Raw genomic sequence first — 20,732 nt, 5'->3', positions numbered from 1 at the left:
CATATATCACCACGTCTAAGATGTTTACTTCACCTGCTTCGCTGTAACCGAACGAGCAACCATCAACAACTCATTCGGCTCTAAACCTTTAGACACGAGCATATATTCTACTCCGTTATGCGACCACGTTACAGAGTCTTTCGTCAATGCACCAATCGTGAAACCAAGATCAACCGGCTCTCCACTTACACTTACCGCCGATGAGGCCTCTGCAACTTTTGCCTTTTCTTGTATCAAAGTAAAGGATTTCTTACTTCCAGTGTATGTGAGTATTGCACGCTTGCCACTGTCTGTCTTCAACTCTTCTTCCTCTTTCAAAGTCATGCCTTGCGGCGTATCACGCGGATACAAAATAGCAAACGGTTTGTCTTCTTTCGCTGCCGTCTGAACATCCACTTGTGCTCTAGACATATTTTGTTTCGTATCAAATGCACCTTTATCAAACTTTGCATCAAACTTTACTTTAGTGAAATCTACTTTTACAAGGACATTTTGGTCATTATCCATCAGCTTCACAGAAACTGGTGTTAAATCACTTTTATTCAGCTTAATTTCTTGTTTCGGCAACATATTTTGATGTTGATAATTTGTTTTTGTTTTAAATACATAATACTTATCTGTTTTCTCGAAAGAGAGATTTTTCTTATCTTGCAAAATATCTCTTACAAGTGATTCATATAAATAAGCCTGGCTACTATTTTGCGGCCAATCACTTTGAAAACGGAAACTCTTATTAAGCGCCGGTGTTAATACAAATACACCTTCATCATTTCTTAAAATAATTTGACTCTGATCCTTTTTCGCATTCTGCAAATTCACACGATAATACGAAGGTTCTTTATGCCAAATTTCTACATTGTACTCCTGAGGCTCATTTCCTGTTTTAATAGATAATTTCGCTTCAGCTTGATAACTCTTCATACTTTTAACTTTCGCTTCTAAATCTCTCACAACATCTTCCTGTTTCTTTTCCATACAACCCGCCAACACAAAAACGGTCAACAAACCGACAAGAACTAAAAACAGACGCCTTTTCATCACTTCAGCCCCTTTGCCCCTATAAATGAATGGAAGGTATGCCTTCCTTATCGCTACCTCAAATATATGAGACAAAGATATAAAATATGCAGACTAGCGTGACGAGCTTTCCAAAACAACTTGAGCAACGGCAAATTCTTTACTATGACTAATTGATAAATGAACAATATGCTCTGTATTTGTAATGATAATCGGCTTACCTCTATCATCATTCCTTACTTCAATATCTAAAAAACTCACTTCTTTCCCGATACCGGTCCCTACCGCTTTAGAATACGCCTCTTTTGCTGCAAATCTTCCAGCTACGAATTCTGTAAGGCGACTTCCTTTCAGCCCCTCGGCAACACCACGTTCTCTTTCAGTTAAAATACGTTCCATAAATTTAAGCTTTCCATCTAGCATTTTTTCAATTCGATTTAACTCAATAATATCGATTCCAATCCCTACAATCATTTCAAAATCCCCTTCTTCTATTTAGCTTTCTTCATTCATATTGTAAGAATAACAGAGAATCTTTCTGATGCAAAAGGAGTGATACTAACAACATGCTAATACCATCCACTCGCATTTCCTTACAACCGATTATCATCTCTTTACTTCTTATACAATTAGTCATGATTATATTGAGCGACTTTTCCCTCTTTCACCTGGCAGCCTACAATGAATATATCGCTAAAGGAGAATGGTGGCGTGTCATAACTTCCTTACTTGTACACGTAGACTTACAACATTTTCTTTCTAATAGTATTTGTTTATTTGTACTTGGTTCTTCTATTGAAAAACAACTAGGACACTTTTCTTTCATCATTATTTTTTTCCTTTCTGGCATTCTCGGGAATATTTCTTCTTATATTATTATGCCTTTTGAATATATTCACGCCGGAGCATCTGGTGGTATTTTCGGATTACTAGGCGCCCAATTATTTTTATTGTATAGTCGATATCGTTCTTCAAAACCAAGAGACATCGCTATTTTTTCAATAATGATACTTATATTACTACTATTTACTTTCTTTAATCCCTCTGCCAATCCTATAAGCCATTTAACAGGACTGATCATCGGCGGCATGTGCACCCCTTTTTTAATAAAGTGAAACTTTAATCAGTGGGGGTTTTGTCCATCCCCCACTGATTATTAGCCCGCACCAATCGGGACAAAAAAAACCGATGGCGCAGAGCTTATTTAATATAAAAGCTCGCACCATCGACAATTTCCACATCTGTTTGTTTACTTAACTCTCTCATTAGTTGAAATAAAGACTCATCCTTTTTCTTCGCCTCAATCATACAATCAATTTGCGGAACACTCCCCTTTATCTTTTTCAAAAAAGATAAGAAGGTATCTACATCAATAAAATCCGCATGTGCTCTTGGATCTTTTCCATCTCTAGGACTAGAGATGTGCATTTTAACTGGTAATAAAGACGATTCCCACGTATGTACAACACGCGCCCAATCTTCATGCCAATCTTCCTGGTCATTATTCATCATATGATGGTGCAAGTCAAACACGACTGGAATGTCTAATTTCTCGCCTAAATACAATGTTTCTTCTAAAGAAAAGGTCGTGTCATCATTTTCTAATATAATCATCTCTTGAATACCTCTTGGAACAGTTGACCAATTTTCTATAAAGCGTTCTAATGCGAGCTCCTTATCTTTATAACCTCCTCCCACATGTAATACACATCGTTGCTTATGTTCCATTCCCATACCCTTTAACAATTTTTTGTGCATCTGCAATGTCTTTACAGATTGTTTAAAAATACTCTCCTCAGGTGAATTTAGTACAACAAAATGATCTGGATGGAAGTCAATTCGCATATTCATACGAATCGCATATTCACCTAATTCTTTCAGATTTTCTTTTAAAGGACGAATATAGTTCCAATCTAACAACTCCTCATGATTCGCTAAAGGAATGAGCTTGGAACTAAGTCGAAAGAAAGATATATCATGTCCTTTATTATGCTTTAATAATCGTAAGCAATTTTCCAAATTCGAATTAGCGATTCTTTCGAGTTTACGAATCGCAGCCTCTCGATCATCAATCCGCTGAAACTGTGCATATGTCATCGTTTGAGATGGAGATGCATTCTTCAAATGCACACTCATCGCAACATACCCAAGTCTTACAAGCATATAGCACCTCATTTCTATACGAGTTATTATGTAGTATGCACAATTACAGAAATAAAAAAAGAGAATGCCAGCAAAGGGCATTCTCTTTTTTATTAAGCTTGTGGACGGCTATGATGTTTTCTTTCGCCGCGTCCATTTGAAGATCCAGGGCGACCTTCACCTTTACGACCACGGTTACCATCACGGCTACCACTACCACCATCACGATTGCGATCACGGTTACGACCATCGCCACTTCCGCTTCCACGTCCATCACGATTACGATCACGGTTACGACCATCGCCACTTCCGCTTCCACGTCCATCACGACTACGATTACGGTTACCATCACGGTATCCACTTCCGTTACCACCGCGTTTTTTAGAACCGCCACCTCTTGAAACAACTGGTGGTTCTGATGTTAAAGCGATTGGAGTTGTATCCGGCTCTTTTGTCATCATTTTTAAAGCAGCAGCTACTACTGTTACAGAATCATTCTCTTCTAACATTTCTTCTGCAATACGCTTGTAGTATGATAAGTTTTCATTTTGGATTGTGCTTTGAAGTTTTTCAGCGATTAAACGTTGTTGACCTTCTAATGCCTCGTCAAGTGTCGGTGCTTCCATACGATCAACCTTACGTTTTGTTGTACGCTCGATATTTTTTAATTGTCCTGATTCACGTGGTGTTACAAATAACATTGCAATACCTTTTTTACCTGCACGGCCAGTACGACCGATACGGTGAACGTATGATTCTGGATCTTGTGGGATATCGAAGTTGTATACGTGTGTTACGCCTGAAATATCAAGACCACGTGCAGCAACGTCTGTTGCAACAAGAACTTCAATAGCACCTTCTTTAAATTTACGTAATACAGACATACGTTTCGCTTGTGTTAAGTCACCATGAATACCTTCTGCTGCATAACCACGTAAGTTTAATGCTTCTGATAATTCATCAACACGACGCTTTGTACGACCGAATATGATTGCAAGCTCTGGAGATTGAATATCTAGTAAGCGTGTTAACACGTCAAACTTATTCTTTTCTTGCACTTCTAAATAGAACTGCTGAATGTTTGGCATTGTTACTTCTTTTGCTTTTACTTTAATGTGTTGAGGCTCAGTCATGAAACGCTCAGCAATACGACGGATTGGATCTGGCATTGTCGCTGAGAATAATAATGTTTGATGTGTTTCTGGCACATCTGTTAAAATCGCTTCAATATCTTCAATGAAGCCCATGTTTAACATTTCATCCGCTTCGTCAAGAACAACAGTCTCTACGTTTTGTAAGCGAAGTGTTTTACGGTTAATATGATCTAAAATACGACCCGGCGTACCAACAATAATGTGTGGGTGTTTTTTTAGAGCACGAATTTGGCGGTTAATATCTTGACCACCATAAATTGGTAGAATACGAACACGTTTATGTTTACCAAGTTTGTATAGCTCTTCTCCAACTTGAATTGCTAATTCGCGCGTTGGCGCGATAACAATACCTTGAACTGCTTCTTTATTTGTATTCACTTTATCTAATAGTGGTAATCCGAATGCTGCTGTTTTCCCTGTACCTGTTTGCGCTTGCCCAATAATATCCTTACCTTGCAATGCATATGGAATTGTTTCAGCTTGAATCGGCGTAGCCTCTTCAAAGCCCATACTTTCAACAGATTGTAGTAAAGACTCACTTAATCCTAATTCTCGAAATGTTGTCAATGTTACTTCTCCTTTTCTATCCTATACTTATCATTTAAAAAAAGGCGTTTTCCGAACTTGCGGAAAAGCCCTTTTCCTGAATACTGACGTATAACCGGGCGTATATTCTTCACGAAAATACTTCTAAACGTTATTACACTTTATCAATTATAAGTTTTGTAGGTGTAAAAAGCAAACCCCAACTGTTACCTTATTTCATATTCAGAGCTTTTTTCTTTACTTTTATTTTTTTATCATTTACTGTAAGCGCTTATTATAAGTTTCCACTATTTTCGTGGCTATCATCCCTATTTATATACACCAATTATTTCAACATCGTAATTACTTCTTCTAATTTCATACCGCGAGACGCTTTTACTAGCACAACATCTTTTGCATCAACTACTGCTTGCAACTCTTTTATTAACTCTTCTTTACTATCATACGCTTTTACACGGTCTTTAGGGAAATTAATTTTTGCACCTTCAGCAATTTGAGCCCCTAATCTACCATATGTGAATACATATGAGATCTTTGCTGGATCAATTAATTTACCTACTTCATAATGAAATTGCACTTCTTTATTTCCAAGTTCTAACATATCACCCAGTACAACAATTTTTTTAGCAAATCCATCTAAACCATTCATTAGGTGGAACGCAGCCTCCATAGCTGTTGGACTAGCATTATAAGCATCATTGATAATTGTTAAACCACTATCTTTTTTTACAATTTCCATACGCATACCTGTCATTTGAAGTGTTACTAAACCTTTTTTCATTTCTTCCCACGTTACACCAAAATTTTTTGCAATTGCCATTGAAGCAAGCGTATTATATACATTATGCTTTCCTAGTACTGGCAGATAGAATGACAAAGTTTCATCCCTATTCATCTTAAAATGTGTCCCAGTCGCCTGTAATGTTACAGTAGTTGGATAATAATCATTTGCTCTCGCATCACCAAATGTAACTGTTTCAGCTGCTAAATTCATTTCCGGAACACGATTTGTTAATAGCGGCTCATCCCCATTATATACGAAAACTCCACCTTCTTGTAAACCTGTAACAATTTCTAACTTCGCTTCAGCAATTGCCTCACGAGAGCCTAAATCCATTAAGTGTGCCTCACCAATGTTCGTGATAATAGCTGCATTAGGACGAGCTAACTTAGATAGAAATTCAATTTCACCTCGGCTTGACATGCCCATTTCTAATACAGCTACTTCTGTATTTTCCTCTAAATTTAAAATAGTAAGAGGTAAACCGATATGGTTGTTGAAATTACCTTCTGTTTTTTGAACTTTAAATTTAGTCGCAAGAATACTTGTTACAATATCTTTCGTAGATGTTTTACCATTACTACCCGTTACACCAACAACTTTTACATCCAATTGATCACGATAGTTTTTCGCTAACATTTGCAATGCTGCTAGTGTATCTTCCACAAAAATAACTGGAAGATTTTCAGGTGGGTTTTCTACATCTTTCATCCACAATGTAGCAATCGCCCCGTTTTCAACAGCTTTATCTACAAAAGCATGTCCATCGAAACGTTCACCTTGAATCGGAACATATAAGTTTCCTTTTTCAATCTTTCTCGTATCAATAGATGCTCCTTGTATAGTAATTCCCTCATATTTCTCTGCTAATCCAGTACCATCTACCATTTTCTCTACTTGTTTTAACGTTCGCTTAATCATAAAAAAACACTCCTTACATAGAGGAAGCACTATTCCTTCGAATAGTGCTTCCTCCTTTTTTGTTAGATTGTATATTTAATTTTTTGTTTTTCTTCGTGACGTTCAATCGCTAAACGAATCAACTCTTCAATTAATTCCGGATACGGTAACCCTGTATGTTGCCATAATAGCGGGAACATACTAAACGGCGTGAATCCTGGCATTGTGTTTACTTCGTTAATATATAGTTCTCCATCTTTCGTTAAGAAGAAATCAGCTCGTGTTAAGCCAGAACCATCTAATGATTGGAATGCAATAATTGCATCTCGCTTAATTACATTAGACTCTTCTTCTGTCATTTCAGCTGGAATAATTAACGCTGTATCACCATCGATGTATTTCGATTTGTAATCATAAAAATCTTTTTTCGGTACAATTTCACCTACAACAGAACATTTCGGCTCATCATTACCTAATACACCAACTTCTACTTCACGACCTACAATATTTTCTTCTACAATAATTTTACGGTCAAATTGGAATGCCTCTTCGAATGCATTCTCAAGCTCTTCACGATCGTTACACTTATTAATACCAACACTTGAACCAAGGTTTGCTGGTTTTACGAAGCAAGGATATCCTAATACTTCTTCTACTTTTTCATACGCTATTTCACTATCTTTTTCCCATGCGCTACGAATGAAAGATGCATATTTCGCTTGTTTCAATCCAGCTTCTGCAAAGATATTTTTCATAACGACTTTATCCATACCAGCAGCTGATGCTAATACACCGTTACCTACATAAGGAATGTTCATTAATTCTAATAATCCTTGAACCGTTCCATCTTCACCGTTTGGCCCATGTAGTAATGGAAAAATAACGTCAATCGCATCTTCTTGAGAAGTTGCAGACGGAATAATTTCTGTGCTTAATGATAACGGGGAAATCGCATTTTCTGCACCGCTCATTTTTAAAGTTTCAACATCTGTTACTTCACCTTCAATACGCTCACCGCGTACCCATTGACCTTGTTCTGTAATATAAATTGGATGAATCTCGAATTTATCTTGATTTAATGCTTTAATAGCAGCAAGAGCCGTTTGTAACGAAACTTGATGCTCAGCTGATTTTCCACCGTATAATAAACCTAATTTAATTTTTGTCACTGAAATCACCCTAACCAATTGTTTTCATTTTTCTATTTTAGCACTTTTTATAAAAATAGGTAGTTCCTATTTGAAATAAAATGTAACTTCCATAAATAATTAAAAGACACCACTTATTGGTTTTCTACACTTTTCCTCTTTAATTTTCTACACACCTAAACATAATTAAACTTTAAAGTAAGATTGCTATCTAATCTGGTTATGTACCTAAAATATGTAGAAATCCACTTTTTGTGTATGTCATCTATATTATCCTACCATTTATGGAGAATGAAAAAACACTGATTAAAGTTTCATTTCATTAAGAAGACTGTTTTGTAAGCGTATCTTTTTGCCTCTGCTCAACAAGACGATCTAAAGAAACATATACAAAGCCTGCAACTACACATCCAACACCTAAAATTGTAAATAAGAAGTGACCAAGCAAACGATCCAATAGAAAACCACCAAGAAGTGGACCAAATGCCCCCCCTGTGATCCACTGCAAACTGGCCGCTCCCATATATGTTCCTCTCAAATGCTCAGGGGCCAAATTCGCTACAAACGTCATCTGTACAGGTGACATAATCATCTCACCTAACGTGTATATTGCATAAACGAGCAGTAACGTTATTAAAATAATTGTAGCATTTGTATCTAATCCTCCAAACCACTTCGGTAACCACCCTATAAAAAACAAACCAATTCCGAACAAACACGCACCGTATAACATCGTCTTTCCGACAGGTTTATCTGCCGCCCATTTTGAAATTTGAAATTGAAATAAAACAACTAATAGTCCATTTAGCGCCATTAAATATGGATATGGATTATTAATGCCCTTCATTTCGTTATCAAAGTGCAGCGGCAACATGCCTTCTGTTTGAGAAAACCCCATAGAAATAATGATTCCCGCTAGCAAATAAATCATTAACGCCTTATCTCTCATTAAAATTTTCCAAACCGCACCTGATTCCCTCTCTTCATTCTCTTCTTTTTTATCTGCGGCTTTTGGCATTGTCTCCTGAATAAAAATTAATACAAGTAATGCATAAAATAGCATTGTCGACGAAGCGATAATAAAAACAAGGTTCTTCGATAAAACAACTACTGATACTCCCATTATCGGCCCAATTGCAGCACCAATATTGTGTCCCATTCGCAATAAACCATATGCCTCTGTTCTTTTTTCTGGCGCCGTCACATCTGCAACCATCGCTGATGCCGCTGGATGAAATAGAGAATTACTTAACCCTAAAAAAATAGACAAAATAGCATATGGGATAAACCCTTCTATAAATAAAAAACCGAGCATTAGTAATGCATTACTCGCCATCGAAAATATCATAATTGGCTTTCTTCCATATATATCAGCTATTCTTCCGCCTATAAGTGAGCCAAAGCTTGCAGCAATTGGAGAAAGCGCCATAATAATTCCAACTTGTAATAAAGAATCTACCTTATCTTTTAAATATAGTGCAAAAAAAGGCATTAACATCATCATCGCAATTCCGTTCAATGTCTCACCGATAAATCGAATCCATACGTTACGATCCATCGCCCTTAGCTCACGCCATGTATTTTTCATACTTCCCCCCCCTTAATTAACCAACAATTATCTTATAACAAATTCAGAAAAATGTAAATTTTCAAAACAAAAATCCATTCTAACAGAATTAGAATGGATTTTTCCACTTATAAATTTGCTACATCTTCTTCTTTTTTACTATTACTTAAAGCACTATGTTTTCGGCTATATAAAAAGTAAACTGCTATACCAATAACCATCCATACCCCAAAACTAATCCACGCTGTTCCGGATAACTGAAGCATTAAGTATAAACAAAAAATTACCGTTAACGCTGGTAAAAATGGTACAAGAGGCGCCTTAAATGCCCTTGGTAAGTCAGGATGAGTTCTTCTCAGGACAATAACCGCAACTGCTACAAGTGCAAAGGCTGACAATGTCCCCATATTTACAAGGTGTGCTAAAACATTTAAATCAATTAGCCCTGAAATAAGTGCTGCAATAATCCCAGTTGTCCATGTATTTAAAAATGGTGTTTTAAATTTCGGATGAACTTTAGCAAGACGCTTCGGCAAAAGCCCATCTCGGCTCATCGCATACGAAACACGAACTTGCCCATACATCATAACTAGCATTACAGTTGTAATCCCTGTAATTGCTCCTACCGAAATTACTCCCGCTAAACTATCTTGTCCAATAAATTGAAGTGCAAAGGCAACTGGATCTGATATATTTAGCTGTCCGTATGGAACAATTCCTGTCAAAATAAGTGAAACAACGATATAAAGAACAGTACAAATTAATAACGATGCGATAATGCCGATTGGTAAATCACGTTGCGGACGTTTCACTTCTTCTGCAGCTGTTGAAACTGCATCAAATCCTATGAATGCGAAGAATACTGTAGCAGCTCCAGCCATTACACCATCTAAACCAAATGGCATAAAAGGCGTCCAATTTTCAGGTTTCACATAATTAAAACCAGCAAAGATAAAGATAAGAACAACCGCTATTTTAATAAATACCATGATATTATTTATTCGTGCACTTTCACGAACACCTCTAGATAAAAGAGCTGTCATAACTAGAATAATTAGAACTGCAGGTAGATCAATTATTCCACCCTTTCCTGTACCAGGAGCCGAGGAGAGAATGGTCGGAATATGAATCCCAAATCCCTTTAATAACGATTGAAAATACGCTGACCATCCATTGGCTACAGCAGATGTAGCTAATAAATACTCGAGCATTAAATCCCATCCAATTAAGAATGCAAATACTTCTCCCATCGTCGCATACGTGTACGTGTACACACTCCCTGAGACAGGAACTGAAGAAGCAAATTCAGCGTAACAAAATGCAGCAAAGGCACAAGCTAATGCAGCTATAGCAAATGATAATATAATAGCTGGTCCAGAATGTTTCGCTGCTACAACGCCAGTAAGAACAAAAATACCAGTTCCAACAATTGCTCCGATTCCAAGCATTGTTAAATCAAGTGCCCCTAACGTTCTCGATAATGTCTTTTGTTTACTTTCTTGCAGTAACGTCGAAATCGGCTTCTTTTGAAAAATTTGCTTCATACTGTGCTCCTCCATGATTTTAGTTGTCTGAAAATTTAATTTACTTTTTTCATTTTACCCACCGCATGTTCTTTAGTCAATACTTTTGTCGGAATAAACAGAAAATTATCGAGATACGCGCTATATCCTTATCATTCTTTCTATAAAAAGATTCACACAATCATATCTATATATCTTTTCATAACTGTTTTTGGTATTATTATACATGTCGATTCCAAAAAAGAGGCATGCTCCTTTATTGAGCATGCCTCTTTTTACTTATTTCACAGTATATGAACCCTCTTCAATCCAGCTATACATATACTTTTCATCTTCCGTCTCATGTGCTTGTTTTACAATACGAAGCGGACGGAATGTATCTATCATAACAGCCAATTCAAGTGTTTCTTTCTTCCCTATACTCGCTTCTGTTTTTCCAGGATGCGGCCCATGTGGAATCCCGCTCGGATGAAGCGTAATAGAACCTTCTTCCACACCTTTTCGGCTCATAAAGTTACCTTCTACATAGTAAAGTACCTCATCACTATTCACATTACTATGATAATATGGTGCCGGAATTGATTCTGGATGATAATCATATAAGCGTGGTACGAAAGAGCAAATAACAAAATTATGACCTTCGAATGTTTGATGTACTGGTGGTGGCTGATGAATACGACCTGTAATTGGTTCAAAATCCTCAACATTAAATACCCATGGATATAAATAGCCATCCCAGCCAACAACATCTAACGGATGGTGCCCTAAAACATGCTTATGCATATAACCCCTCGACTTTGTCATTACGACAAACTCACCTTTTTCATCATATGTCTCCAATTTCTCCGGACCACGAATATCTCTTTCACAAAACGGACTATGCTCTAACAGTTGCCCATACTCATTGCGATAGCGACTTGGTGTTGTAATTTGGCTATTTGCCTCTACAACAAGAAACTTAGTCTCTCCCTCATCTGGAATAACACGATAAATCGTTCCAATTGGAATCGTTACATAATCACCTTTTCTATAGTGAATCGTTCCAAACATCGTCTCAATTTTTCCTGTTCCATAATGAACGAATAACATTTCATCGCCATCACCATTACGATAGAAATAATCCATTTTTTCTGCCGGACTCACTACTCCAATTAACAAATCTTCATTTCCAAGTATGAAGGTTCTTCCACTTACTGCATCACCATTTTTCTTATTTTCTTTCGTGCGAAAGTGACGATGAGCAAGAAGGGCATCCTCTTCATACTGTAACTGACAAGAATGCGATAATGCCGCATGACCTACTTCCGTTGGCATATAATGATGATACAAAATAGACTGCGTACCAGAAAAACCTTTTGTTCCCATTACCTGTTCACGATAAAGCGATCCATCCTTTTTACGGAATTGTACATGTCGTTTATGAGGTAGCTCCCCCATGTGACGATAATACATGCCCATCACCTGCTTCCATCTCTTTTTTGACCGTATTACGTAATGTACCTAAACCAGTAATCGTAAGTTCTACAACATCTCCATCTTGCAGCCACTCTTCCGTACCAAGCTCCAAAATACAGCCTGTTCCTACTGTTCCAGACCCGATAACATCCCCTGGATATAACGTGACATCTTCCGAAGCACGTTCAATCATTTCAGAGAATGCATAATAAATATCTTGGAAATTCCCTTTTGATAACAGTTGCCCATTTACATGAGCAGTCATCTCTAAATCATAACGATCACCGTTACGATAAACGTCTAATTCCTCTTTCGTAACGAGATACGCTCCTAATGAAGTTGCAAAGTCTTTCCCTTTCGCTGGGCCAAGCCCTACTTTCATTTCTGTTGCTTGTAAGTCCCTTGCACTCCAGTCGTTCATAATACAGTACCCAAAAATATATTCCTCTGCTTGCTCACGAGAAATGTTTCGTCCTTCCTTCCCAATTACGCAAGCAATCTCTAACTCATAATCAAGTTTTTTAGACTTCTTCGGACCAATAACAAAATCATCTGGTCCAATAACAGCACGGTGGTTAGTAAAATAAAAAACCGGGATATCATACCATTCAGGTACAACATCTAGCCCTCTTCTTCCGCGGGCTGTTTTTACATGCTGTTCAAATGCATAAAAATCTCGAATGCTACTCGGATTAGGAATTGCCGCTGCTAATTGAACTTCCTCTAAGGAATATATACCCTCTTCAGGATGCTTAATATTACGCAATACTTCTACATACTCATCTGCTTTCTCTAAAAAGGCGAACATAGAAGAAGGTAATTGTCCATCACTCGCAAGATTCATATCGATTACTTTGTCACCTTCAAGCCATCCAGCTCGCATTTCTTTCGATGGGAGACGAAATGTAACAAATTTCATCATGATTCCTCCCTATGAAAATGAAATTTCCACCAACAAAGGAACTCTTGCTGGTGGATACAAATTTTATAAATTTCCGCGACGCTCTTGTTCTCTTTCAATTGATTCGAATAACGCTTTAAAGTTCCCTTCGCCAAATCCACGAGAACCTTTACGTTGGATGATTTCAATAAATAGAGTTGGGCGATCTACAATTGGTTTCGTAAAGATTTGTAATAAATAACCTTCTTCGTCACGGTCTACTAGAATCTTCAATTCTTTTAATTTATCAATTTCTTCATCAATTTTCCCCACTCGTGCAGTTAACTCATCGTAATACGTATCTGGCGTATCTAAAAACTCAACACCATTCGCACGAAGTACTTCAATTGTTTTTACAATGTCGCTTGTTAATAAAGCAAGATGCTGTACACCCGCTCCGTTATAGAACTCTAGATATTCTTGAATTTGCGACTTTCTTTTTCCATCTGCTGGTTCATTAATTGGAAACTTAATACGGCTTCCATTCGTCATAACTTTTGACATTAATGCCGAATACTCTGTGCTAATATCGTCATCATCAAAGTGAATCATTTGTTTAAATCCCATGACGTTCTCATAATAACTAACCCATTCTTCCATTTTCTCAACGTTACCAACGACATGGTCTACAGCAATTAAACCGGATTCTTCAAATGGAATATTGAACTCTACCTTTTGAAATCCTGGCATGAATGTTCCTTTATAATTTTTACGCTCTACAAGCGTATGAATTGTATCACCATACGTACCAATAACCGCTTTCTTCAAGGTACCTTCCTCATCTGTTAACTCTTCAGGAGGAGCAATCGCAACAGCGCCACGCTTCACCGCTTCAGAGTAAGCTTTATCAACGTCATCAACAAGTAAAGCCACATCTTTCACTCCATCACCATGAGTCTTTACAAACTCTGCAATACGGCCATCGCTACTTAAAGCTCCAGACACAACAAAACGCATATTTTTTTGCACAAGAACATAAGATACCTTTTCACGGTTTCCTGTTTCTAATCCAGAATAAGCTACAATTTTGAATCCAAACGCTCTCGCAAGATAATAACTTGATTGCTTTGCATTTCCTACGTAAAATTCTATATGATCTACATCACGTACCGGGAAAAAATCCTCCATTTGTGCAGCTAGCGTATCCATAGACTTTTGTTTCATAAATTCCTCATCCCCCTGTAAATAGATTAAATGGTTCATAATTAAACCTAACCGAAAACGCTTCCAATGTTCGTTAATAGAAATTAGTTAGCAAGCTAACAAATTATGACCTTTAAAATTTTCTATCTTTTCTGTCAAATTCCTCTTTTTTTCTTACATATAAAATTCGACCTTTTTCTCTTTAAAATACAGTGAAACTTTAATCAGCGGGCTTTTACGGGATAAGGGGATAACATTAATACTTGAGGGGATATATGAGAGGAAAACAAAAAAGACCCCAACATATTAACTATTTACTAATATGCTAGAGTCTTTATTTTTTTAGAATAATGGTACGTACGGTATATAAAAACTTATTGTTATCCATATTCATCATACTAATACATTTGTAAGGAATATAATAAACGCTGTCAATACAGCCGCTTCACCTGCTGATACTAAAATATCCATTTTTGTTACTTGTAATACTTGTTCCTTGTTCATATTCCTCATTCTCCCTTCTTTTGTTTTTGTTACAAAATTTCTATTATACTAATACGCTTGAAAGAAATACGATTAATGCTGTTAATACTACCGCTCCGCTTGCTGATCCTAAGAAGTCGCCTTTTGTTACGTTTAATACTTGCTCGTTGTTCATAATTTTCATTCTCCCTTCTCTTATTTTTGTTACAAAACTTCTATTATACTAATACGCTTGAAAGAAATACGATTAATGCTGTTAATACTACCGCTCCGCTTGCTGATCCTAAGAAGTCGCCTTTTGTTACGTTTAATACTTGCTCGTTGTTCATAATTTTCATTCTCCCTTCTCTTATTTTTGTTACAAAACTTCTATTATACTAATACGCTTGAAAGAAATACGATTAATGCTGTTAATACTACCGCTCCGCTTGCTGATCCTAAGAAGTCGCCTTTTGTTACGTTTAATACTTGCTCGTTGTTCATAATTTTCATTCTCCCTTCTCTTATTTTTGTTACAAAACTTCTATTATACTAATACGCTTGAAAGAAATACGATTAATGCTGTTAATACTACTGCTCCGCTTGCTGATCCTAAGAAGTCACCTTTTGTTACGTTTAATACTTGCTCGTTGTTCATATCATTCATTCTCCTTTTTATAAGTTATCTATATGTAATTTCTAAGAAATGATTAGTTCATAGTTTTCATATTAACGTTACATTGAAATTAATTACGTAACGTTTGTAACATTAATGTAACATAAGTATTATTACGTTGCAATATAATTACGTAAATTTTATTACGCTTTTTTTACGTTTTTTTAAATAAACACTCAAAAACCTTGTTTTAATGCGTTTTCTACTACAATCATGTTCGTAACACTAGTGTAACATTACGGTCATAAAGCGAAATATAATATTATTCATCTCTATTTTGTTACAAAACAAAGTGAAACTTTAATCAGCAAGGGTTCCATTCCCTACTGATTATTCCCCCTCACCAATCGAGCTTTTACTGGCAAATTAATGCGGGATAAAATACTATCTTTCCAAGATAAGTTTATATGTTTCCTCTATATAACTATGTATAATGGAAACAAAGAGGTGGTCATTTTGAAATTAATCGCACTAGATATGGATGGTACACTACTATCATCTAATCTTGAAATCTCCAAAGAGAACTTACAAGCTATCCAAACCGCAAAAGAAGCTGGTCATATTGTAATGATTTGTTCTGGCCGCGCGAAAGAGGATGCTTTGAAATTATTGGAAGAATATAAACTATCTCTTCCAGTTGGAGCAAGCAATGGGGCAATTGTTTATGTGGACGGAAAAGTAATTAACTCGCGTTGTTTACAAAATGATAAAGTATACAAGCTTGCAAAATTACTAGAATCTGAAGGTTTCCCATATAAGTTGTACACAAATAAAGGGGTTTATTCTCCTTATACATGGCAAGGTCAAGTCATGCAGGCATTCGAAGAAAATAAACATACACTAGATGTTACACTTGAGGAACTTGAAAGAATTACAGAAAAACAAAAGAAATCTAACTTAATTACTGATTTCCAAAAAATAGAGGATGTCGTAAATAATCCAGAATTAGAAATATCTAAATTCTTCATTTTAACATTTAATGCTGCTCATCGTTCACAGCTATTACAAACTTTACAAGAAGATACGGACATTTCAGTTACGGCATCAGCTCCTACTAATGTAGAAATTATGGATAAGCATGGTCATAAAGGCAATGGTTTGCAAGAAATGGCAGCTTATTTCAATATACCAATTGAAGATACTGTTGCAATCGGCGATAACTTTAATGACGTGCCAATGTTACAAGTTGCTGGTTTATCTATAGCAATGGGAAATGCCGAAGAAGATGTAAAAAAACTATGTGACGTTGTAACATTAACAAACAATGAACATGGTGTTGCTCATGCAATCGAGCAATTTGTATTGAAACAAACCTCATCTAGTAAATAAAAAAAGGACTCTTTCATTTTTTGAAAGAGTCCTTTTTTTACACATGATGACAAGCAACAAAATGATCTTCGCCCACATTACGGAATTCTGGTACATTCGTTTTACAAACATCTGTAGCAAACGGACAGCGTGTATGAAAACGGCAACCTGATGGCGGATTTGCAGGACTTGGAATATCCCCCTCTAGAATAATCCGTTCCCGCTTAACCGTTGGATCAGGTATTGGTACTGCTGATAATAATGCTTTTGTATATGGATGAAGCGGATTTGCAAATAGCTCATCACGCGGCGCTGTTTCCACAATCGTTCCTAAATACATAATTCCAATTTTCGTACATAAGTGCTCTACAACACTTAAATCATGTGAAATGAATAAATAGGATAGTCCCTTCTTCTCCTGTAATTCACTAAACAAATTAATGATTTGCGCTTGAATAGATACATCTAGCGCCGCGACAGGCTCATCAGCCACAATAAATTCTGGATCTAATACCATTGCCCTTGCAATAACGATACGCTGACGTTGCCCACCGGAAAACTCATGAGGGTACCGGTCAATATGATACGGCGCTAAACCACATAACTCCAATACTTCTATCACCTTTTCACGGATATTTTCTTTCGTCGCTAGCCCATGAGCCAACATTGGCTCACCAAGCGCTTCTCCAATTCTCATTCTTGGATTTAATGAGCTAAATGGATCTTGAAAGACGAGCTGCATATTAGGACGATGCTTTCTCAGCTCCTCTTTTGAGAAAGCATGAACATCTTGACCTTTAAATTTCACTTCACCTTCTGTTTTTTGAACGAGACGGAGAATTGTTTTCCCTATCGTCGTTTTCCCACTTCCAGACTCTCCTACAAGGCCAAACACTTCTCCTTTATCAATTGTAAAGCTTACCCCATCTACCGCTTTCACATGTCCAATCGTCCTACTAAATACGCCGCCCTTAATCGGAAAATACGTTTTTAAGTTCTTCACTTCTAATAATGGTTCACTCATTGCCCAGCACGCTCCTCATATAACCAACAAGCTACTTTATGATCCTCATCATGCACATTAAGATTTGGCGCTTCATTTTTGCATATTTCCATGCAATGTTCACATCGACCACTAAAGTAGCAAAATTCATCTAAGCCAACTAAATTTGGAACTTGCCCTGGAATAGAATAAAGTTTATCTGTTCGTTTCCCCATTACTGGTTTTGATTTTAGCAACCCTTTCGTATATGGGTGTTTAGGATTTTGAAATAGCTCTACTACTGGAGCTTCTTCAATGACTTTACCACCATACATAACAACAACGTAATCGGCCATTTCCGCTACAACACCTAGATCATGTGTAATTAATAAGATAGACGTTTTAAATTCCTCTTTTACTTGTCTTAATAAGTCTAATATTTGCGCTTGAATCGTAACATCAAGAGCTGTTGTCGGTTCATCTGCAATTAATAACTTTGGATTACAACTAAGTGCAACAGCAATCATAATACGTTGTAACATTCCACCGCTCAGTTCATGCGGATAAGAATGGACAATTTCATCAGCACGAGCAATACCAACTTTACGAATTAATTCAATTGCTTTTTTGTATGCTTCGTTTTTGCTAAGTAGTTCATGCTCTCTTAACGTCTCAACAATTTGCTCTCCAACAGTGAAGACTGGATTAAGCGATGTCATCGGTTCCTGGAAAATCATCGCAATATCATTTCCTCTTAAACTACGAAGTTCTTTCTCTTTCATTCCTAAAAGGCTTTTTCCTTCATAAAGAATATCGCCACCAACGATGCCGCCAGATTCAGCAATAAGTCCCATAATAGATAAGGCCGTTACACTTTTCCCGCAACCTGATTCGCCTACTACACAAACTGTTTCACCTTCCCGAACTGAAAAGCTAACATGATTAACAGCCTTTACTGTCCCTTCTTCCGTCTGAAAGTGTGTTTGTAAATCCTTTATCTCTACTACTGCTTTACTCATGCTTCCTCACCTACCGCTTCATCTTTGGATCTAATGCATCACGAAGTGCATCGCCCAGTAAATTAATTGATACAACTGTTATAAAAATTGCAAAACCGGGTGGAATCCATAACCAAGGACGCTTTTGGAAATCAATTAATGAGTTTGCTGCGCTAATCATATTCCCCCACGATGGTGTAGGTGGAACGACACCAAGACCTAAATAGCTTAGTGCAGACTCTCCTAATATAGAACCCGCAACACCTAATGTTGATACAACAATTAATATTGGTAAAACATTTGGGATTAAATGATATACAATTTTGCGGTAATCTTTTATTCCTAACACATCAGCAGCCTGCATGAACGATTGTTCTCGAAGCGATAAAATTTGACCTCGTACGAGACGTGCAAGCCCTGGCCAACCTACTAAACTTAAAATAATCATAATGACATAAAGACGATAGTCAGATGGTACTTTCCATTCTGATAAAATAGCTCCCATTATAATAAGTAAGGGTAATCCTGGCATCGACATTAAAATATCTGCAAGACGCATTATAATATTGTCGACGATGCCACGATAAAAACCTGCAATAGCTCCTAATAAAGCTCCTAGTATAACTGATAAAACCATTGAAGCTAAGCCAATTGTTAATGAAATCCGCCCCGCTTGCATAAGCCTTGTTAAAATATCCCTTCCTAATTGATCTGTACCAAGCCAATGAGAAAAACTAGGTGGTTTGTTAATTAGCGCAACTTGTATTTTTCCGGATGCATACGGTGAAAAGAATGGACCGATAAAACAAAATAAAAACATAAAAACTAATGCATAAAACCCTATAAGTGCCATCTTATTTTTCTTTATCCTTTTAAAAGCTTGCCTCCACGGTGATGATTCATTCCGTCTTTTCTTTTTTGCTTTTTTCTCTGTAATTGCTGTAACAGTTTCCATCTCTTTCCCCCCTTACTTCAACCGAATACGTGGATCAACAACTGCATATACAACATCCGCTAAAAAGTTTGAAAAAATTGTTAAACAAGAAAGAAACATCGTAAATGCCATTAATACTGTATAATCACGGAAATTAAGCGCTTCTAATTGAATATTGCCGATACCTGGCCAGTTGAAAATTTGTTCAATAATAATTGCCCCTGAAAACAATCCTGGTAACTCAAATGCAAGCAATGTAATAGCCGGTAAAATTGCATTTTTTAATGCATGTTTATAAATAACAGTCTTCTCCTTTAAACCTTTTGCTCTAGCCGTTCGAATATAATCTTGCCGTACAACTTCTAACATACTCGTTCTAAAATAGCGAGTTAATGAGCCTACTCCAAGGAGAGTTAAAATAAACACCGGTAAAACCATATGCTTTGAAACCTCTATTACGTAAGCAAGTCCAGTCGAATTACTGCCAACATCAATCATCCCGCCTATCGGTAATAACTTTAAATCCACCGCGAACACTTTAATTAAAAACAAACCGATAAAGAATGAAGGAAATGACATCGCTGCAAAAACACCAATTGTTACAAGCTTATCGAATAAGGAATGTTGCTTTGTTGCTGAAAATACACCGATAATAAGTGCAATTAGCCAAATAAAGAACAATGCAATAACCGCAACAATAAATGAATTCCATATGAATTTATTTAACAATGATGTTACAGGCTCTTGATATTGAAGAGAAAAACCAAAATCCCCCTGCAATGCATTACCTAGCCAGTGGAAATATCGCTCAACAATTGGTTTATTTAAACCATATAGCTCTCTAAGCTCCGCAGCTCTTTGTGGTGTAATCTTTGGATTTGAATCAATATAGTCACCTGGAAGAAGCGCGAACAAAAAAAAGATAATAACTGACGCACCCAACAATGTAGGAATCATTTGTAACAACCTACGAATGATATATGTTTTCACCCTTTTTCTCTCCAATCTTATGCTTAAAATAGAAGAACATTTTTTCAAAGCGGCACTATTAATTGC

General features: G+C 36.7%; 22 protein-coding genes. 2 read left to right on the top strand and 20 right to left on the bottom strand.

Annotated elements, in window-relative coordinates:
- Positions 1–24: 24 nt before the first annotated feature.
- Positions 25–975, bottom strand: coding sequence for a LolA family protein (locus MHB76_RS01350; RefSeq protein WP_002151402.1), 951 nt, complete (start codon positions 973–975; stop codon positions 25–27).
- Between the two features lie 156 nt (positions 976–1,131).
- Complete coding sequence (gene acpS / locus MHB76_RS01345; RefSeq protein WP_002009969.1) at positions 1,132–1,491, bottom strand: holo-ACP synthase; 360 nt, start codon at positions 1,489–1,491, stop codon at positions 1,132–1,134.
- 92 nt (positions 1,492–1,583) lie between these two features.
- Between acpS and MHB76_RS01340 the strand changes: the two genes are divergently transcribed.
- The gene (locus tag MHB76_RS01340) at positions 1,584–2,132 is read left to right on the top strand and encodes a rhomboid family intramembrane serine protease (RefSeq protein WP_002159535.1); all 549 of its coding nucleotides are present in this window, start codon (positions 1,584–1,586) and stop codon (positions 2,130–2,132) included.
- Positions 2,133–2,217: 85 nt separating this feature from the next.
- Here the strand turns inward: MHB76_RS01340 and uvsE are convergent, their stop codons facing one another.
- From uvsE to MHB76_RS01270, 14 genes are all read right to left on the bottom strand, one after another.
- Complete coding sequence (gene uvsE / locus MHB76_RS01335; protein WP_002159536.1) at positions 2,218–3,180, bottom strand: UV DNA damage repair endonuclease UvsE; 963 nt, start codon at positions 3,178–3,180, stop codon at positions 2,218–2,220.
- Between the two features lie 92 nt (positions 3,181–3,272).
- Positions 3,273–4,880: a DEAD/DEAH box helicase gene (locus MHB76_RS01330; RefSeq protein ID WP_002159537.1), complete on the bottom strand. Its 1,608-nt coding sequence runs from the start codon at positions 4,878–4,880 to the stop codon at positions 3,273–3,275.
- Positions 4,881–5,184: 304 nt separating this feature from the next.
- Positions 5,185–6,561: a UDP-N-acetylmuramoyl-tripeptide--D-alanyl-D-alanine ligase gene (locus MHB76_RS01325; protein WP_078175178.1), complete on the bottom strand. Its 1,377-nt coding sequence runs from the start codon at positions 6,559–6,561 to the stop codon at positions 5,185–5,187.
- 62 nt (positions 6,562–6,623) lie between these two features.
- The gene (locus MHB76_RS01320; protein ID WP_002159539.1) at positions 6,624–7,709 is read right to left on the bottom strand and encodes a D-alanine--D-alanine ligase; all 1,086 of its coding nucleotides are present in this window, start codon (positions 7,707–7,709) and stop codon (positions 6,624–6,626) included.
- Positions 7,710–8,010: 301 nt separating this feature from the next.
- Complete coding sequence (locus MHB76_RS01315; protein WP_078175177.1) at positions 8,011–9,276, bottom strand: MDR family MFS transporter; 1,266 nt, start codon at positions 9,274–9,276, stop codon at positions 8,011–8,013.
- A 107-nt stretch (positions 9,277–9,383) separates the two neighbouring features.
- The gene (locus tag MHB76_RS01310) at positions 9,384–10,799 is read right to left on the bottom strand and encodes an amino acid permease (protein WP_002159541.1); all 1,416 of its coding nucleotides are present in this window, start codon (positions 10,797–10,799) and stop codon (positions 9,384–9,386) included.
- Positions 10,800–11,057: 258 nt separating this feature from the next.
- Positions 11,058–12,230, bottom strand: a complete 1,173-nt coding sequence (locus tag MHB76_RS01305) for a homogentisate 1,2-dioxygenase (protein WP_016103359.1) — start codon at positions 12,228–12,230, stop codon at positions 11,058–11,060.
- Entirely contained in the window at positions 12,196–13,152 is a 957-nt protein-coding gene (locus MHB76_RS01300; RefSeq protein ID WP_078175176.1) for a fumarylacetoacetate hydrolase family protein, read from the bottom strand. The genes MHB76_RS01305 and MHB76_RS01300 overlap by 35 nt, the downstream gene beginning before the upstream one ends.
- Before the next feature lie 66 nt (positions 13,153–13,218).
- Complete coding sequence (hppD, locus tag MHB76_RS01295; protein ID WP_002113414.1) at positions 13,219–14,337, bottom strand: 4-hydroxyphenylpyruvate dioxygenase; 1,119 nt, start codon at positions 14,335–14,337, stop codon at positions 13,219–13,221.
- A 372-nt stretch (positions 14,338–14,709) separates the two neighbouring features.
- Positions 14,710–14,820, bottom strand: a complete 111-nt coding sequence (locus MHB76_RS01290) for a DUF3948 family protein (RefSeq protein WP_078175175.1) — start codon at positions 14,818–14,820, stop codon at positions 14,710–14,712.
- A 43-nt stretch (positions 14,821–14,863) separates the two neighbouring features.
- On the bottom strand, positions 14,864–14,983 hold the full coding sequence (locus tag MHB76_RS01285) for a DUF3948 family protein (protein ID WP_002074222.1): 120 nt from the start codon (positions 14,981–14,983) through the stop codon (positions 14,864–14,866).
- A 34-nt stretch (positions 14,984–15,017) separates the two neighbouring features.
- Positions 15,018–15,128, bottom strand: a complete 111-nt coding sequence (locus tag MHB76_RS01280) for a DUF3948 family protein (protein WP_001058532.1) — start codon at positions 15,126–15,128, stop codon at positions 15,018–15,020.
- A gap of 43 nt (positions 15,129–15,171) precedes the next feature.
- On the bottom strand, positions 15,172–15,291 hold the full coding sequence (locus tag MHB76_RS01275; RefSeq protein WP_002074222.1) for a DUF3948 family protein: 120 nt from the start codon (positions 15,289–15,291) through the stop codon (positions 15,172–15,174).
- Between the two features lie 34 nt (positions 15,292–15,325).
- Positions 15,326–15,436, bottom strand: coding sequence for a DUF3948 family protein (locus MHB76_RS01270; RefSeq protein WP_001058532.1), 111 nt, complete (start codon positions 15,434–15,436; stop codon positions 15,326–15,328).
- A 474-nt stretch (positions 15,437–15,910) separates the two neighbouring features.
- Here MHB76_RS01270 and MHB76_RS01265 point away from each other — a divergent pair, with 474 nt between their 5' ends.
- Positions 15,911–16,783 (top strand): Cof-type HAD-IIB family hydrolase, encoded by an 873-nt coding sequence (locus MHB76_RS01265; RefSeq protein ID WP_002113410.1) that lies wholly within the window; start codon positions 15,911–15,913, stop codon positions 16,781–16,783.
- A gap of 37 nt (positions 16,784–16,820) precedes the next feature.
- On the opposite strand, the gene MHB76_RS01260 is transcribed toward MHB76_RS01265, so the two are convergent.
- Genes MHB76_RS01260 through MHB76_RS01245 form a run of 4 tightly spaced genes read right to left on the bottom strand, consistent with a single transcriptional unit; the run spans position 16,821 to position 20,666 of the window.
- On the bottom strand, positions 16,821–17,786 hold the full coding sequence (locus MHB76_RS01260; protein WP_340985497.1) for an ABC transporter ATP-binding protein: 966 nt from the start codon (positions 17,784–17,786) through the stop codon (positions 16,821–16,823).
- A complete protein-coding gene (locus tag MHB76_RS01255; protein WP_016103352.1) occupies positions 17,783–18,763 on the bottom strand; it encodes an ABC transporter ATP-binding protein in 981 nt (326 codons plus the stop codon). The genes MHB76_RS01260 and MHB76_RS01255 overlap by 4 nt, the downstream gene beginning before the upstream one ends.
- Before the next feature lie 10 nt (positions 18,764–18,773).
- Entirely contained in the window at positions 18,774–19,697 is a 924-nt protein-coding gene (opp4C, locus tag MHB76_RS01250) for an oligopeptide ABC transporter permease (RefSeq protein ID WP_002063509.1), read from the bottom strand.
- Positions 19,698–19,709: 12 nt separating this feature from the next.
- Entirely contained in the window at positions 19,710–20,666 is a 957-nt protein-coding gene (locus tag MHB76_RS01245) for an ABC transporter permease (RefSeq protein ID WP_016095122.1), read from the bottom strand.
- Between the last annotated feature and the right edge of the window lie 66 nt (positions 20,667–20,732).

The sequence above is a fragment of the Bacillus sp. FSL M7-1345 genome, assembly GCF_038006985.1.
Taxonomy (GTDB): Bacteria; Bacillota; Bacilli; order Bacillales; family Bacillaceae_G; genus Bacillus_A; species Bacillus_A cereus_U.
The sequence above is the reverse complement of the archived record's forward strand: the minus strand, read 5'-3'. Positions and strand labels throughout refer to the sequence as shown.